We start from the raw sequence: 13,794 nt of genomic DNA on the forward strand, positions 1-13,794 counted from the left end.
TCCCCGGCCCAAACCATTTCCGCAGAACATCATGGCCAACAAGGAGCATACCGACCCCGTCCGCATGGAGAAGATCGTCTCCCTCTGCAAACGCCGCGGCTTCATCTTCCAAGCCGGCGAACTTTACGGCGGTCTCAACGGATGCTGGGACTACGGTCCACTCGGCGCCGAACTTAAGCGTAACCTCAAGGACTATTGGTGGCGCAAAACCGTGCAGGAGCGCGACGACGTGCTCGGCATGGATGGGGCGATCCTGACCATGAAGCAAGTTCTCAAGTCTTCCGGTCACCTTGACGGTTTCAGCGACCCGATGTCCGATTGCTTGCTTTCGAAAGCCCGCCTGCGTGCCGACCAAATCCCTCCGCAGGATGGCACGGCTGTCTGGTACTCGGGCGCTCGCCACGAGGCGTCCGCTTGGTCCACCGACAAAGCATTCGCCGTCCTCGTCCCCGCTGGCAAGGACGCCGATTCGGCCAAGAAAACAGCCCGCCAGTTCTACGGTTCGTTCATGCCGGACAAAAAGGTCTCGCCCAAGGAATTGGAACTCATCGAGGACAAGCGCGAGGAACTCACTGGCACCACTCGCTTCAATCCCGAGAATGGCTCTCTTTTGACTGAGCCGCGTGACTTCAATCTCATGTTCAAGACGACCATGGGAGCCTCGGCCGATGAAAACGACCCGAACGCCGTGGCTTTCCTCCGCCCGGAAACGGCTCAATCCATCTTCGTTCAATACAAGAACATCCTCGACTCGAATCGAGTCAAGCTGCCCTTCGGCATTGCTCAGGTGGGAAAATCCTTCCGCAACGAAATCAATCCCCGCAACTACACCTTCCGTAGTCGCGAATTCGAGCAGATGGAGATCGAATACTTCTGCCGCCCGGAAGATGGCCTCCGCCTCACCGATGAATGGCTTGAATCCCGCCTTTGCTTCTATGAGGAAATCGGCATCCCACGGGAAAAACTCCACATTCTGGATGTGCCGGACGGCGAGCGCGCCTTCTACTCGATGAAGACATACGACATCGAATATGAGTTCCCCTTTGGCATTCAGGAACTCGAAGGCGTTGCCTACCGCACCGACTACGATCTGGGCGTCCACCAGACCGGCTCTGGCCGCCCCTTGGAGTACTTCGACGAGGAAACCAAAGAGCGCTTCCTGCCTCATGTCGTCGAACCCTCCGCTGGCTGCGATCGCACCGTGCTCGCGATGATTTGCGAAGCTTTCGACGAAGAAACCCTGACCGATGAAAAGGGCAAGGAGGACGTCCGAACCGTCCTGCGTTTCGCGCCCCGCATGGCCCCAATCAAGGTCGGCATCTTCCCGCTCCTCAAAAAGAACGAAGAGCAGGTCCGCCTGTGCCGCGAAATCCAAAAGACCCTGCAACCCTGGATGACCGTCTTCTATGACGACGGGGGTGCCGTGGGCCGCCGCTACCGTCGCCAAGACGAAGTGGGAACCCCCTTCTGCATCACCGTGGACTTCGACACCATCGGCGAAAATGGCCCTGAGCATCAAGGCACCGTCACCATCCGCCATCGCGATTCCATGGAACAGGAACGCCTGCCCATCGATGGCCTGCTCAGCTGGCTCCTCGACCGCATCCGCTAACCCGGGTGGGTCTGGTGGCCCCATCTCCAACTCTCAAAAACGGGGCGATCTCGCCCCGTTTTTGCTTACACCCAACAGGGTCTCCAACCGCTCAATGCAGGTCTTCCGGTAGAGGACTATCGATCGCCCGCTGAGTTTCCCAACGGGAAATGCCGCCATCCCGGTTGACATCGTAATGCTTCATCAAAGCATCGAGATCCGCCTCGGTCACGCCCGTCACACCACTTTCCCGCACTCCTTGCGCCACTTCGGCCTTCGTCAACTCGCCGTTGGCGTCGTAGTCAAATCGATCAAATTTCTCCTGCAACGCCATGACCTTGCGATTATGAGCTTCCTCCGAGTGAGGAGCTTCAGACGCACAGGCGGCGAGCAGCAGAAACAGCGGAAACATTGGCTTCATGATCCGGGATTATAGCCCAGGAAATCGCTCCGCAAGCTCCGACTCGCCAAACCACAGCGTCCTCTTTTCACTTCCTCCCATGCGAATCCGAGTTTACGTCGCCGGAAAGCCCGCCCTCGATCATGCCAAACGAGGTGTGGACGACTACCTCAAGCGTCTGCGCCGCTACGGCCACGTCGAACTCATCATTCTCAAGGCCGGGGATTCCGCAACCGTATCCGCCCAACTTCTCGCCCGCAGCGAAGGACACCATCGCATCGCCCTTGACGAAAGGGGGGAAGCGCTGACCACCCAACAATGGGCCGACGTTTTCGAGGAACTCGAACAGAGGGGCGAAGTCAAAACCCTTAGTTTTCTCATCGGAGCCTCCGATGGACATACCGAGTCCCTCAGACGAGCCAGCAACCGCATCTGGCAGCTCTCCAGCCTGACGCTGCAACACGAGATCGCATTGGTCGTCCTGCTTGAGCAAATTTATCGGGTAGCCACTCTCCGCAAAGGAGAGCCCTACCACCGCTAACTCGCGCGAACTCCAGGCTCAGCGCCGCTGCTGCATCGGCAGTGCTCCAAGTTGCCCAGCGCCTTGTCCGGCTACCGGACGATTGTGAGGCAGCTGATTGGAAGTCGACGGCGGCACCTTCGGCTTCGGATTCAAATCCGGGTCTGACGTGCAGGCGTTAAATCCAAGGCAGCTGAAGGCGATCACGGAGAGAGTGAAAAGTCGCATGGCGGGAACATAAAAAAACCTCCGTGCGTTTCAAGCGCACGGAGGTCGGAAAAAGCAGTGTCCGCTAAGGAAGTGGATCAGTTGGTGGCCGGCTCGGCGAGAATCACCGTGTCACCCGGCTGGATCACCACTCCTGGAGCGAGAGAATCGAAGTCGATCTCAGCCACAGTCTGGGTGGACTCAATGCTCGAAGGCGTCACTTCTGCGATGCGGCGACCATTGCGGGTCACCAGCAGGCGGGTTTGAGGCTTGAAGCCGCTGGTCGTGCCCGCGCCAATGATCACGAAACCGTAGTTTTGGTCGACACCGGTCACCACGGAGGACATCGCATTGCGTCCCATCCGGGCATCCCGCTCGGACTTGCGACGGGAAAGGCGGGAAATCTCCTCACGGTTCTGAGCGATGCTCTTCTCGGCGGCTTCGTTGTTGTTGGTCAGCTCTTCCACTTCGGCATTCAGCTCCTTCTGCTTATCGGTCAGAGTGCGAATGTTCTCTTGGATGCTTTCCATGGTCACCGGACCGGTGATCCCAAGACTTGCGAGGGCGGCCTCGATTTCCTTACGAGCCTTTTCGGCCTCGGCGAGCGTGGCCTTTTGCTCTTCGAGCTCCCCTTCCACCGTCGCAATCTCGCGCTTGATGCTGGATTGATCGGACTTGAGGGTCGAGATGCTGGCTTCAACCACGGCCAATTCTTCGTTGGCAGTCGTCAGCTTGGTATTTTCATCGTCGAGCTCGGCTTGAGTCTTGTCGATGTTCGCAGAAACCCGGCGGTTGTTGCTCACCGTCGCTTCATGGGACTCGAGCTGCTCGCTGAGGGCCTTCTTGTTGGAGGCGGAGAAAAACGCCGCGACTCCGGTGCCGAGAACGGCAATGACGTAAAAAAGGGCTTTCATGTGTGATGGAACAATGGGGCTTTTAAAAGGGATCGAAAACCGGATCAGTTGCCTTCGGAGGTTTCAGCGGCAACCGGCTTCACGAGGTCACCCACCATCAAAGTGGTGTCTTCGGCGAGGGAACCGGGGATCACATCGGCGGAAGCCCGGCCGGCCTCGACGGTGCGGACGCGGAGCTTAGCGATGGTCTCACCGTCCCGCACCACGCTCAGCGTGGAACCTGCGACGGCACCCGCGGAGTTGCCCGCCGAGATGGTCACGAAACCCCAAGGGCCAAAGATCGAATTGATCTGAGCGGACTCGAAGAAGGAGTTCTTGTTGGAGTAGTCGCGGTTGATCTTGTTGTAATCCGCGATGACTTCCTGAGTGCCATTGCGCTCGGAAAGCAGGTTGGCCTGCGTCGCCTTGAGGCTGGTGCGGCTGTCCTCAGCGGAGGCGATCTCTTCCTTGAGGCGGCGAATCTTGCCGGCGATCTCTTGGATATCGCCCAGCTCATCGGTTTGAGCCTTAATGTCCGAAATGCGTGCTGCATTCTTTTCCGACTCCGACTTCTTCTCCTCAAGGCCGGACTTAAGTTCGGCATTGGTCGTCTGAGTGGCGGTCTCCTCGTCCTTTTTGACGAGCGTTTGGGATTCGACGTCTTCGCGAGTTGCGATCGTATCGTCACGATCCCCTTGAAGTCCGGTCAATGTGGCCTGATTTTGGCTCAACGTCGATTCGGCAGCGGAACGACGATCCACTTCGGTTTCAAGGGCAGATTTGTTCTTGAAGGCAATGTAGGCGGATGCGGCAAGCAGCACCGCGCTGATGATGGCAAGGATGTTGGCCATGGAATTTTTTTTGGGAAGGTGGGTTTCTTGGGCCCGGAAATTAGGGAGACCCATCCACCCCCGGCAACCCTTAAATGCGGCAATCGCAAACGTGTCTTTACAAAGGATGACGCCGGAACCATCCGTGACCGCCCCTTATGCAATCGGTCTTACGAGTATTCACCTACCTGCGGCGCTACCCCGGTTTGGCGACCGCCCAGCTGTTCTGCGCCACCTTGATGGCCGCCTCGGTCATCTTCTTTCCGAGCGTCGCCAAGTTCGTCATCGACCAGGTTTTGCCCGACCCGGAACGTCAAAGTGAGCTGGCCTTCTGGGTGTTGCTCGGACTCGGAAGCTTTTTTCTCAAGGATGGTCTCAACTGCGCCCGGATCTTTGTGAACAACCATTTCGAGCAAAATGTCATCTTCGATATTCGCTCGGATCTTTATCAGAAAATCCAACGTCTGCCCCTCAATTGGTTCGATACCCGGCGCACGGGCGACGTCATGACTCGAGTCGTCGAAGACGTCACCTCCATGGAGCGAGTTCTCATTGATGGCATCGAACTGGGCGTTGTCGCCCTGATTCAGCTGCTCGCCGTCGGCCTGTGGATGTATCTCACCGATTGGCAAGTCGCCCTCTGGGCCACCCTTCCTATCCCGATTTTGATCGTGGGTGCGTGGGTGTATTCCAAGGACGCGCGCAGCCGCCACAAAGCCGAACGCACCACCACATCGGCTCTCAATTCCCTGCTCCACGACAACATTGCCGGGATTCGCCAGATCAAATCCTACGCCGCAGAAAACGTTGAGCATGAACACTTCAATCGCCTTTCCAACAAGGTCAGGGAAGCCACCCTGCGATTGATGCGCTGGTGGGCCATTTACAACCCCAGCATGTCCTTCGCCAGCATGCTCGGCTACGCGCTGGTTCTTTTCTTCGGCGGCAAGGCCGTCATCGCCGGCAACATGTCGAGTGGAGAGCTCTTCGCCTTTTTCCTGCTGCTCAGCCTATTCTACGAGCCGGTCTCAAAACTCCGGCAGCTCAACCAGCTGATCTTTTCCTCCCGCGCCGCGGCCGACCGGGTTTTCGAGATCATGGATGCCGATGACGAACTCAATGCTGCCGATGGCGCCGTGCTTCCTGACGACCTCCGGGCCGAAGTCATCTTCGAGCAGGTTTCCTTCTCATACGGCGAGCAACCCACCCTTCACGAAGTCCACCTCACGGCACGTCCTGGCCAAACCATCGCGCTGGTAGGTTCCACGGGTGCCGGAAAATCCACCGTGCTCTCCCTGCTGAACCGATTCTACGAGGCGACTTCCGGACGCATCACCATCGATGGCCGGGACATCGCCGAATTGGCCAAGCCATCACTGCGCGAAAAACTCGCCTACGTCACCCAGGAGCCGTTCCTCTTCAATGGCAGCGTGAGGGACAACCTCATGCTCGGACGGCGCGACGCCGATGAAGCCGACCTTTGGCAATGCCTGGAAGCCGCCCATGCCGCCAACTTCGTCCGCCAGCTCCCCAAACAACTCGACACTCACGTCGGCGAACGGGGAGTGAAACTTTCCGGGGGGGAAAAACAGCGGCTGTCCATCGCCCGCGCCTTGCTCAAGAACGCCCCCATCTTGCTCCTCGACGAAGCCACTGCCTCAGTCGACTCCCAAACCGAGCACGAAATTCAGGCCGCGCTCGATGCCCTCATGGAGAACCGCACCGCTTTCGTCATCGCCCACCGCCTCTCCACCATTCAGAATGCCGACCGGATCTACGTGCTGGAACGCGGGCGGGTGATCGAGGAAGGCAACCACGAAGAACTCCTGTCCCGGGAAGGAAAATATGCCGAACTCTGCCGTAAATCCTTCCTCACGGCTGAATCGGCTCCCGCTTGATGAAATCCCGAACAGCCCATCGTCTGCGCCGCTACGCCTGGGTCGCGGTGATCCTCTACGGACTCCTGGGGCTGTTTTCTTTTTTCGTCGCCGATTCTCTCATTTTCGCCCCACCCAGCCATCCAAATTACCAGGCGGATGGCACCACCCTTCAGCTTCTCGACACTCCGCAAGGGGGCCAGTTGGCCGTGCTGCATCTCCCCGCAGCACCCGGCAAGCCCACGGTTCTTTATTCCCACGGCAACGCTGAGAATCTCGCCCACTCACTGCCCCTCTACGAAGCGTGGAACCACCGTGGCTGGGGTGTTTTCGTTTACGACTACCCCGGTTATGGCCTTTCCTCCGGAAAACCCAGCGAAACCTCGGTCGAGAAAGCTGCCGAGGTTGCCTGGAACCACCTCACCACCGAGTGGGGAGTCGCCGATCGGGATGTTCTATTGATCGGTCGCTCCGTGGGGAGCGGGCCCGCCACTTGGTTGGCGACTCGGCACCCCGCGGCGGCTCTCATCCTGATTTCGCCCTTCACCTCCACCTTTGAGGTCCTGCCTCCCGCGCAGTGGATCTTTCCCGGAAACCGTTTCCCCAATCTTCGCCGGATCCGCCACTGCGAGCTCCCGCTATTGGTCATTCATGGGACCGCGGACGATGCGATTCCACCCTCCCACGGACTCGCCCTCTATCAAGCCAGTCCAGCCACCCACAAACTCTGGCTACCGCTTGAAGGCGCAGATCACAACAACCTCTTCGACCGCGAAAGCGATCGCATCTTTCAGTCCATTCAAGACTTCACTGGCCGCTGATCGCCCACTCAACGAATCGGCCGCTTGCGACCCTCATCATCCACACTCACGTACGTCACGTGAGTCGTGAACAAAGGGGGCGATCCTGGATTGCGACGATCCAATACCTCAACCGAATATCCGGCCGACGTCCGACCTTCGTGATATTTCTCACACCGGATCGATAGGATCGTTCCCTGCCGCACCGAGTGCCGGAACTCCACCTTGTCCATCCCGATGGTGACGAACTGGCAGTGAGGAAAATCGAGGCTCGCTGCAATCCAGCAAGCCTCGTCCACCCACGCGAGGAGACGTCCGCCAAACAAAAACCCCAAATGGTTCAGGTCTTCAGGCAGTACCAATCGCTGAGTCTCCATCGCTCGATCAGAAGAATTTCCTTCGCTTCTCCCGATACACCAGAGCATCCACCGAAAACTGGCCGGCGCCCGTGATGACCAGCACCAAGCTAGGGAGGAAATACAAGAATGCCGGTTCTTTTGCCGCCCCCCCAGCCATGAAAAACGGGGCCTCGCTGTGCACCTGGAAAGCCGCCACCAACATGGTGAAGCCAAACACAAAGGCCGCTGGGCGAGTCAACAACCCCAATACCAACAAGGCAGAGCACCCCACTTCCGCCACGATGGTGGCCAGCATGCTGACCGGGGGCGACATGGCAGATAGCAGGGGCAGCGAAGGCACCGTCCAAGTATCCTTTGCCTTCGAAAACATCTCAATTTTCGCCCACCCGTGGCCAATCAGCATCATCAGGCCGAAACCGACACGCAGCACCAACAGACCAGCCGAAGCCACCGCATCGCGGGTGCCACATTCAAAAAGGAACTTCTTCATGCTTCTTTCTCGTTCGATCGCGGGCGCAAAATGATCCGCTTGAGCCGATCGTCGCCCGACGGGGAAATGCTCTCTACCTCCGTTTCGTCAAGCAACACGTTGTGGACGAGCCGCCGGTAATACGCATTGAGCGGGCGCATCTTCATCGCCTTTCCCGACACCTTGACCCTTTCGATCATGCTCTGAACCTCTTCAACCAGCTTATCCTCTTGGATCGCCCGGTAGTGCTCGCAGTCCACCTTGACCCGCGGCGCCTCCGGGAAGTGCTTTCGGAGAATCCGGTTCACCAAATACTGCATATCATCCAAGCGCCCTCCATCCTTACCAATCAGGTGGGGACTCTCGCTCGTCAGAATCTGCAGGCACGGACCATCATCCGCCTGTTGCAGTTCGATGTTCACGGGGAACCCCAGATGCCCCAACATCGTATCGAGGATCTTCTTTGCCGCCGCTTCGGGTGTCATGGCGATCAAGCTAACAGCGCTCTGCGGTCGGTCAATGATCCTGCACCCAAACCCGGGCCAGTTCCGTCGCCTTTTCCGCCAGTCGCGCCTTTTCCTCCTCACTGAAATTGTGGGGCGCGGCCATCCCGACCCCCAAAGTTCCCAGCACGGAGCCGTCAACCGGAGAAAACACCGGCACCGCCAACGAGCCCGCCACTTGGGTCGCTCGCGCCCCTTCCTTGGCGATGCCTCCCAAATCCTGCTGGAGATTGCACAACTCCACCGGTTCCCGGGTGGCCGCTGCAGCTCCCGCAATCCCCTTGCCGAAGGGAATCCGCTGAATCACCGGCAGCAACGATTCCGGCACGCCCACCACGGCCACCAACTCCAGCCACTCACCATCTGCCGACCGGTGTACCGTCCCCGTGCACCCTCCAAACTCGTTCAGCACCTCACCCAACCATCCTTCATCGATCATGCCCGCAACCAAACACCATCCCCGGATTCGCGAAAGCGGGAAAACTCACCCACCCTTTCCCGCCCCACCATCGACTCCCCAGGGTTCCCCCGGCACCCGGCATTCCAAAACGAATTCCTCTGCTCACACGATCCGCCCTTTTCTTTTCACCATCCGATGGGTTAGTCCGGTCCCCGATCACATCCGTGACTCGAACCCTGTACTCATGAAAGCCCTGAATCAACTGATGCTCGTCAGTGCGGTCGCCGCTTTGGCTGCCTGCAAAGAAGCCCCCGCTGGAGACTCCGCCACCAGCACTACCGGTGGTGAATTCCCCGTCGAATCCTTCGGCAAACTCCCCGACGGCACCGAGGCACACCTCTACACCCTCACCAATGCTGCCGGCATGACCGCGAAAGTCTCGGACTTCGGCGCCACCTTGGTTTCCCTGACCGCTCCCGATAAAGACGGCCATTTCGCCGACGTGACCCACGGCTACACCTCGGTCTCCGGATACGACAACAAGGACAACCCTTACTTCGGCGCCTCCGTCGGCCGCTTCGGCAACCGCATCGCTCACGGCAAATTCTCCCTCGATGGTCAGGAATACACTCTGGCCACCAACAATGAACCCGGCGGCATCCCCTGCCATCTCCACGGAGGCGACGTCGGCTTCAATCGCCGCATGTGGACCGTCAAGAGCAGCGAACTGCCCAGCTCGATCACCTTCGAATACATCTCCAAAGATGGCGAAGAGGGCTACCCCGGCACTCTGACCTCCACCATCACCTACACACTCACCGACGCCAACGAACTCAAGTGGGAGGCCACCGCCACCACCGACAAGCCCACCGTCATCAACCTTGTCCACCACAGCTACTGGAACCTCTCCGGAGATCAGACGACCTCGATCAACGATCACATCCTGACCCTTCCAGCCGACAAATATCTTCCCACCGATGCGGGCCTGATTCCCACCGGTGAGCTGGCCCCTGTTGCCGGCACGCCGATGGACTTCAACAGCCCCACCGCCATCGGCGAGCGGGTCGAGCAAGACTTCGAAGCCCTCAAGCTTGGAGGAGGTTACGACCATTGCTGGGTCCTCACCAATCCTGACACCAACGGCCTTGCCTTGGCCGCCCGCGTCAAAGACCCGAAGAGCGGCCGCGTTCTCGAGGTTTCCAGCAACCAGCCTGCAGTGCAGTTCTACGGTGGCAACTTCCTCGACGGCACCCTGACCGGTAAAAATGGCGACGTCTACGGCCGCCGCACCGCCTTGTGCCTTGAAACCGAAGGCTTCCCGGATGCGCCCAATCATCCTGAGTTCCCCTCTGCCGTGCTCAAACCCGGCGAGACCTACCACCACGTGATGGTCCACAAGTTCTCCGCCGAATAAAGCGCATGAATCTTCCAAGAGCCGCCGGATTCCTCCGGCGGCTCTTTTTTGCCCCTCCTTTCGTGGGTCCCTGCAAAACACACTCCGTCCTTGCGGCACCTAACGGGGCTCCATTGAATGTCGCGCCACAGACCACCTGAACCCAACCCATGAACAGCCTAGAAGTCATCCTTTTCATCGTCGCCGTTGTTGGCGTCGTTGCCCTTGGCATTTGGAAAGCCAGGGATGAGACCGACGCCGAAAACACCGGCGCTTCCGATTATTTCCTCGCCGGCCGCGGCCTCACCTGGTGGCTCGTCGGCTTTTCCCTGATCGCTGCCAACATTTCCACCGAGCAGTTCGTCGGCATGTCCGGGTCCTCCGCCAACTGGCTCGGCATGGCCATCGCGTCCTACGAATGGATTGCGGCGGTGACCTTGATCTTCGTGGCATTCTGGTTCCTGCCCCGCTTCCTGAAAGCCGGACTCTACACCATCCCCGAGTTCCTCGAGTATCGTTTCGATGGCGTCGCCCGACTGGCCATGGCCATTCCCGCCATCGTCACCTTGGTTTTCGTCACCACCTCTTCGGTGATCTTCTCGGGGGCGAAGTTCGTTTCCGAATACTATCACGACGTTCCGGTGCTCAACAACCTGTCGGCCATGTGCTGGCTGATTGCCGCCTTCGCCGCGGTCTATGTGTTTGTAGGCGGCCTCAAAGCCTGCGCTTGGACCGACCTGATCTGGGGTGCGGCGCTCGTTGTCGGGGGTGCGGTGGTCATGTATTTCGCATTCAACACCCTCGCCGAACGTCCCGCCGAGGATCTCATCCAGACCAAGGTCGCCAACTCATCTGCGACCGTTCAAGACCTCGATAATGCCGGTCCCTGGGAGCGCCTCATGCTCCTCAATGACGGCAAAGAGGGTGAAGCCATTGCTCAGAATGGAGACAACTTGGCTGGCGGCAAGATGCACATGAAACGCCCCAAGGAAGATTCCGACATCCCTTGGACGGCCCTTCTCATCGGACTTTGGATTCCCAACTTCTTCTACTGGGGTCTCAACCAATACATCGTCCAACGCACCCTTGGTTCCAAGTCCCTCGCGGAAGGCCAAAAAGGCATCGTGTTTGCCGCGTTCCTCAAGCTCATCATCCCCTTCCTGGTGGTCATCCCCGGCATCCTTGCCTTCAACCTGTTCTCTGGCGATCTCCACAAGGGCGCCCAGACGATCAACAGCAGGGTGATCGAGAAAGCCGCTCCCGGTGATGTGTTCAAGGTGGAAACCGCCTTCGTCGAACGCGAACCCGAGCTCGCTGCCAAGATCCTCGCCGACAATGCCAACGCGGCAAAAACCACGGCATCCCCTGCGCCAGGAGCCTCCGCGACCGAAATCGCTGAGCAAATCAACTCCCTCGCCGATGAAAGCAAAAAGAACCTCGCCGGAACTCTCAAGGGGTACGACTACGACGCCGCTTTCCCCATCCTCGTCCGGAACTTGATCAAGCCCCATCCGCTCATCTCCTGGTTCGTGCTCGCCGCTCTCTGCGGTGCTGTGATCAGCTCGCTGGCTTCCATGCTGAACTCGGCCTCGACCATTGCGACGATGGACCTCTACGCCAAATTCTCCGGCGTTCAGGACTCCGCCAAACTCGTCTCCGTGGGCCGGATCTTCGTGGTGATTTTCGTGCTGCTCGCCGCTCTGGTGGCCCCCAGCCTGAATAACTTCACCTCGATCTTCGCCTACATCCAGGAATTCCAAGGCTTCATCTCGCCCGGCATCCTTGCGGTGTTCATCTTCGGCTTCTTCTCGCCCCGCACCCCGCGGTGGTTCGGTGTCGTCGGGATCCTCACCAACGTGGTCGCCTACGCCGCCTTCAAGTGGCTGATCGGACCCTACCTGGTGGAACACGGCCTCTGGTATGCCGATTCCATCGCCTTCCTCGACCGCATGGCGATCTGCTTCTTCATCGTTCTGGTGCTGGGTATCGTGATCACCTTGATCAAGCCGCTGCCTCGCCCGGTCGAACTCCCGGTCAATGATCAAATCGCGCTCGAGAGCTCGCGTGGCGCCCAGATCTGTGGCGTTTTCGTGATCATCGCCACCGCCGTGCTCTACGTGATCTTCTGGTAACTCCAACGGATCCACCTTCTCACCCCGTTCGGCTCGCCGGACGGGGTTTTTTGATGCCTGCATTTTCGGCTGGGCCCACCCGAATGGTGACCCTCTTTCGCCTTTGCCTCCGGCGATGCATCGACCAAGCTCCGCCAACGAAACCTCCGGATTTCCGCACTTCATGGCCCTTCCCATCAATCCTCCTCTCGCTGACCTCGCCTCCGACGCCGACGCTGCATTCCGTCAACAATTTGATGCCGATCCGACCCTCCACGCCGCCGCCCCGGGTCGGGTCAACCTGATCGGTGAGCACATCGACTATTGTGACGGCTTTGTCCTCCCCTTTGCCATCGAGCGATATATTGTCATCTCTGCCCGTGCCAATGGCTCCCAGGAAGCCCACATCGGCTCCACAGGCCAGGAGGTCGTGACCCTCGATCTCACCAAGCGCAAAGAACCCGGGCAACCGAAGTGGGCCAACTACATCCGCGGCGTGATCCGGGGATTCCAAGACCGTGGTCACCACATCCCCGGCTTCGACGCCTGGATCGTCTCCTCAGTTCCTCTCGGGGCTGGCCTCTCGTCCTCCGCCGCCTTGGAGTGCGCCGTCGCCACCTTGCTTGAGGGCCTTCTCGACACTGTCCTCGACACCAAAGAAAAGGCTCTCCTCGCCCAGAAAGCCGAACATGACTTTGCCGGCGTGCCTTGCGGCATCATGGACCAGTTCGCATCCGCCTTCGGCCAGCCTAACCGCCTTGTTCTCATCGATTGCCAGACCGGGGAACCCGAACTCGTTCCCTTCGAAAACCCCGACCTCACCGTGCTCATTGCCAACACCATGGTGCACCACGAGCTTTCGGATGGTGGCTACGCAGCCCGCCGCAAAAATACCGAAGACGGCCTCGCCCAAATCGGCAAATCCTCCTGGCGCGATGTCACCGCTGCCGATGTCGAGGCCCATTGGGACGCCATGGGCGAACCCGTCAACCGCCGCGCTCGCCACGTCGTCGGCGAAATCGCCCGCACCATCGGAGCCGCCAAGGCGCTTGAGAAAAACGACTTCGAAGCCCTGGGGCCCCTCATGGCTGCCAGCCACGATTCACTCCGCGATGACTTCGAAGTTTCCTGCAAAGAACTCGACATCATGGTCGAAATCGCCCGCTCCATCGGCCGTGCTGGTGGCGTCATTGGCGCTCGCATGACCGGTGGCGGCTTCGGCGGCTCGACCGTCACCCTCTGCGAATCCGGAAGGGCTTCGGAAATCGCGGAAACCCTCGCCACCGAGTATGCGAAGGCCACCGGCATCCAAGCCGAAATCTTCGCTTCCCGCCCATCGCGCGGCGCTCACCTGCTCTAAAGCAAACGCTCGATAATCCGCACACTTTCAAGGACCCACCCCCCAATTCATAGGGGAGTGGGTCCATTCTCCTTGCCACCT

The 13,794-nt window shown here is 59.2% G+C and carries 15 protein-coding genes; 7 read left to right on the forward strand and 8 right to left on the reverse strand.

Annotation, left to right across the window (positions count from 1 at the left end; all coding sequences use genetic code 11):
- The first annotated feature begins 31 nt into the window (after positions 1–31).
- Positions 32–1,612, forward strand: a complete 1,581-nt coding sequence (locus HNR46_RS07405; protein WP_184017343.1) for a glycine--tRNA ligase — start codon at positions 32–34, stop codon at positions 1,610–1,612.
- A 91-nt stretch (positions 1,613–1,703) separates the two neighbouring features.
- Here HNR46_RS07405 and HNR46_RS07410 read toward each other — a convergent pair whose 3' ends face one another.
- On the reverse strand, positions 1,704–2,012 hold the full coding sequence (locus tag HNR46_RS07410; protein WP_184017345.1) for an EF-hand domain-containing protein: 309 nt from the start codon (positions 2,010–2,012) through the stop codon (positions 1,704–1,706).
- Positions 2,013–2,091: 79 nt separating this feature from the next.
- Between HNR46_RS07410 and HNR46_RS07415 the strand changes: the two genes are divergently transcribed.
- A complete protein-coding gene (locus tag HNR46_RS07415) occupies positions 2,092–2,532 on the forward strand; it encodes a 23S rRNA (pseudouridine(1915)-N(3))-methyltransferase RlmH (RefSeq protein ID WP_184017347.1) in 441 nt (146 codons plus the stop codon).
- An 18-nt stretch (positions 2,533–2,550) separates the two neighbouring features.
- Here HNR46_RS07415 and HNR46_RS07420 read toward each other — a convergent pair whose 3' ends face one another.
- From HNR46_RS07420 to HNR46_RS07430, 3 genes are all read right to left on the reverse strand, one after another.
- Positions 2,551–2,739 (reverse strand): hypothetical protein, encoded by a 189-nt coding sequence (locus HNR46_RS07420; RefSeq protein ID WP_184017349.1) that lies wholly within the window; start codon positions 2,737–2,739, stop codon positions 2,551–2,553.
- Between the two features lie 77 nt (positions 2,740–2,816).
- Positions 2,817–3,632, reverse strand: a complete 816-nt coding sequence (locus tag HNR46_RS07425) for a coiled-coil domain-containing protein (protein WP_184017351.1) — start codon at positions 3,630–3,632, stop codon at positions 2,817–2,819.
- 44 nt (positions 3,633–3,676) lie between these two features.
- Positions 3,677–4,462 (reverse strand): hypothetical protein, encoded by a 786-nt coding sequence (locus HNR46_RS07430; RefSeq protein WP_184017353.1) that lies wholly within the window; start codon positions 4,460–4,462, stop codon positions 3,677–3,679.
- A 137-nt stretch (positions 4,463–4,599) separates the two neighbouring features.
- On the opposite strand from HNR46_RS07430, the gene HNR46_RS07435 reads away from it, so the two are divergent.
- Both HNR46_RS07435 and HNR46_RS07440 read left to right on the forward strand, forming a co-directional pair.
- Entirely contained in the window at positions 4,600–6,339 is a 1,740-nt protein-coding gene (locus HNR46_RS07435) for an ABC transporter ATP-binding protein (RefSeq protein WP_184017355.1), read from the forward strand.
- Positions 6,339–7,139, forward strand: a complete 801-nt coding sequence (locus tag HNR46_RS07440; RefSeq protein WP_184017357.1) for an alpha/beta hydrolase — start codon at positions 6,339–6,341, stop codon at positions 7,137–7,139. Before HNR46_RS07435 ends, HNR46_RS07440 begins: the two co-directional genes overlap by 1 nt.
- A gap of 8 nt (positions 7,140–7,147) precedes the next feature.
- Here the strand turns inward: HNR46_RS07440 and HNR46_RS07445 are convergent, their stop codons facing one another.
- The 4 genes from HNR46_RS07445 to HNR46_RS07460 are packed head-to-tail and all read right to left on the reverse strand — an operon-like array spanning position 7,148 to position 8,888.
- On the reverse strand, positions 7,148–7,495 hold the full coding sequence (locus HNR46_RS07445; RefSeq protein ID WP_184017359.1) for an acyl-CoA thioesterase: 348 nt from the start codon (positions 7,493–7,495) through the stop codon (positions 7,148–7,150).
- Between the two features lie 7 nt (positions 7,496–7,502).
- Complete coding sequence (locus HNR46_RS07450; RefSeq protein ID WP_184017361.1) at positions 7,503–7,967, reverse strand: DoxX family protein; 465 nt, start codon at positions 7,965–7,967, stop codon at positions 7,503–7,505.
- Entirely contained in the window at positions 7,964–8,431 is a 468-nt protein-coding gene (locus HNR46_RS07455) for a Jag family protein (RefSeq protein ID WP_184017363.1), read from the reverse strand. Before HNR46_RS07455 ends, HNR46_RS07450 begins: the two co-directional genes overlap by 4 nt.
- A gap of 31 nt (positions 8,432–8,462) precedes the next feature.
- On the reverse strand, positions 8,463–8,888 hold the full coding sequence (locus HNR46_RS07460) for a GAF domain-containing protein (RefSeq protein WP_184017365.1): 426 nt from the start codon (positions 8,886–8,888) through the stop codon (positions 8,463–8,465).
- A 205-nt stretch (positions 8,889–9,093) separates the two neighbouring features.
- Between HNR46_RS07460 and HNR46_RS07465 the strand changes: the two genes are divergently transcribed.
- From HNR46_RS07465 to galK, 3 genes are all read left to right on the forward strand, one after another.
- Positions 9,094–10,263 carry an aldose epimerase family protein gene (locus HNR46_RS07465; RefSeq protein ID WP_184017367.1) on the forward strand — a complete coding sequence of 390 codons (1,170 nt, stop codon included), beginning with the start codon at positions 9,094–9,096 and terminating at the stop codon, positions 10,261–10,263.
- Between the two features lie 149 nt (positions 10,264–10,412).
- Positions 10,413–12,374 (forward strand): sodium:solute symporter family transporter, encoded by a 1,962-nt coding sequence (locus HNR46_RS20615; protein WP_221285066.1) that lies wholly within the window; start codon positions 10,413–10,415, stop codon positions 12,372–12,374.
- A 115-nt stretch (positions 12,375–12,489) separates the two neighbouring features.
- The gene (galK, locus tag HNR46_RS07475) at positions 12,490–13,713 is read left to right on the forward strand and encodes a galactokinase (RefSeq protein WP_184017369.1); all 1,224 of its coding nucleotides are present in this window, start codon (positions 12,490–12,492) and stop codon (positions 13,711–13,713) included.
- Positions 13,714–13,794: the final 81 nt, after the last annotated feature.

Origin of the sequence: Haloferula luteola (assembly GCF_014201715.1) — a bacterium.
Classification (GTDB): Bacteria; Verrucomicrobiota; Verrucomicrobiia; order Verrucomicrobiales; family Akkermansiaceae; genus Haloferula; species Haloferula luteola.

Coding starts and splice junctions, on each gene's coding strand:
- HNR46_RS07405 (WP_184017343.1), top strand. CDS start 32: ATGGCCAACAAGGAGCATACCGACCCCGTCCGCATGGAGAAGATCGTC.
- galK (WP_184017369.1), top strand. CDS start 12,490: ATGCATCGACCAAGCTCCGCCAACGAAACCTCCGGATTTCCGCACTTC.
- HNR46_RS07430 (WP_184017353.1), bottom strand. CDS start 4,462: ATGGCCAACATCCTTGCCATCATCAGCGCGGTGCTGCTTGCCGCATCC.
- HNR46_RS07450 (WP_184017361.1), bottom strand. CDS start 7,967: ATGAAGAAGTTCCTTTTTGAATGTGGCACCCGCGATGCGGTGGCTTCG.
- HNR46_RS07460 (WP_184017365.1), bottom strand. CDS start 8,888: ATGATCGATGAAGGATGGTTGGGTGAGGTGCTGAACGAGTTTGGAGGG.
- HNR46_RS07440 (WP_184017357.1), top strand. CDS start 6,339: ATGAAATCCCGAACAGCCCATCGTCTGCGCCGCTACGCCTGGGTCGCG.
- HNR46_RS07435 (WP_184017355.1), top strand. CDS start 4,600: ATGCAATCGGTCTTACGAGTATTCACCTACCTGCGGCGCTACCCCGGT.
- HNR46_RS07425 (WP_184017351.1), bottom strand. CDS start 3,632: ATGAAAGCCCTTTTTTACGTCATTGCCGTTCTCGGCACCGGAGTCGCG.
- HNR46_RS07420 (WP_184017349.1), bottom strand. CDS start 2,739: ATGCGACTTTTCACTCTCTCCGTGATCGCCTTCAGCTGCCTTGGATTT.
- HNR46_RS07455 (WP_184017363.1), bottom strand. CDS start 8,431: ATGACACCCGAAGCGGCGGCAAAGAAGATCCTCGATACGATGTTGGGG.
- HNR46_RS07415 (WP_184017347.1), top strand. CDS start 2,092: ATGCGAATCCGAGTTTACGTCGCCGGAAAGCCCGCCCTCGATCATGCC.
- HNR46_RS20615 (WP_221285066.1), top strand. CDS start 10,413: ATGAACAGCCTAGAAGTCATCCTTTTCATCGTCGCCGTTGTTGGCGTC.
- HNR46_RS07445 (WP_184017359.1), bottom strand. CDS start 7,495: ATGGAGACTCAGCGATTGGTACTGCCTGAAGACCTGAACCATTTGGGG.
- HNR46_RS07410 (WP_184017345.1), bottom strand. CDS start 2,012: ATGAAGCCAATGTTTCCGCTGTTTCTGCTGCTCGCCGCCTGTGCGTCT.
- HNR46_RS07465 (WP_184017367.1), top strand. CDS start 9,094: ATGAAAGCCCTGAATCAACTGATGCTCGTCAGTGCGGTCGCCGCTTTG.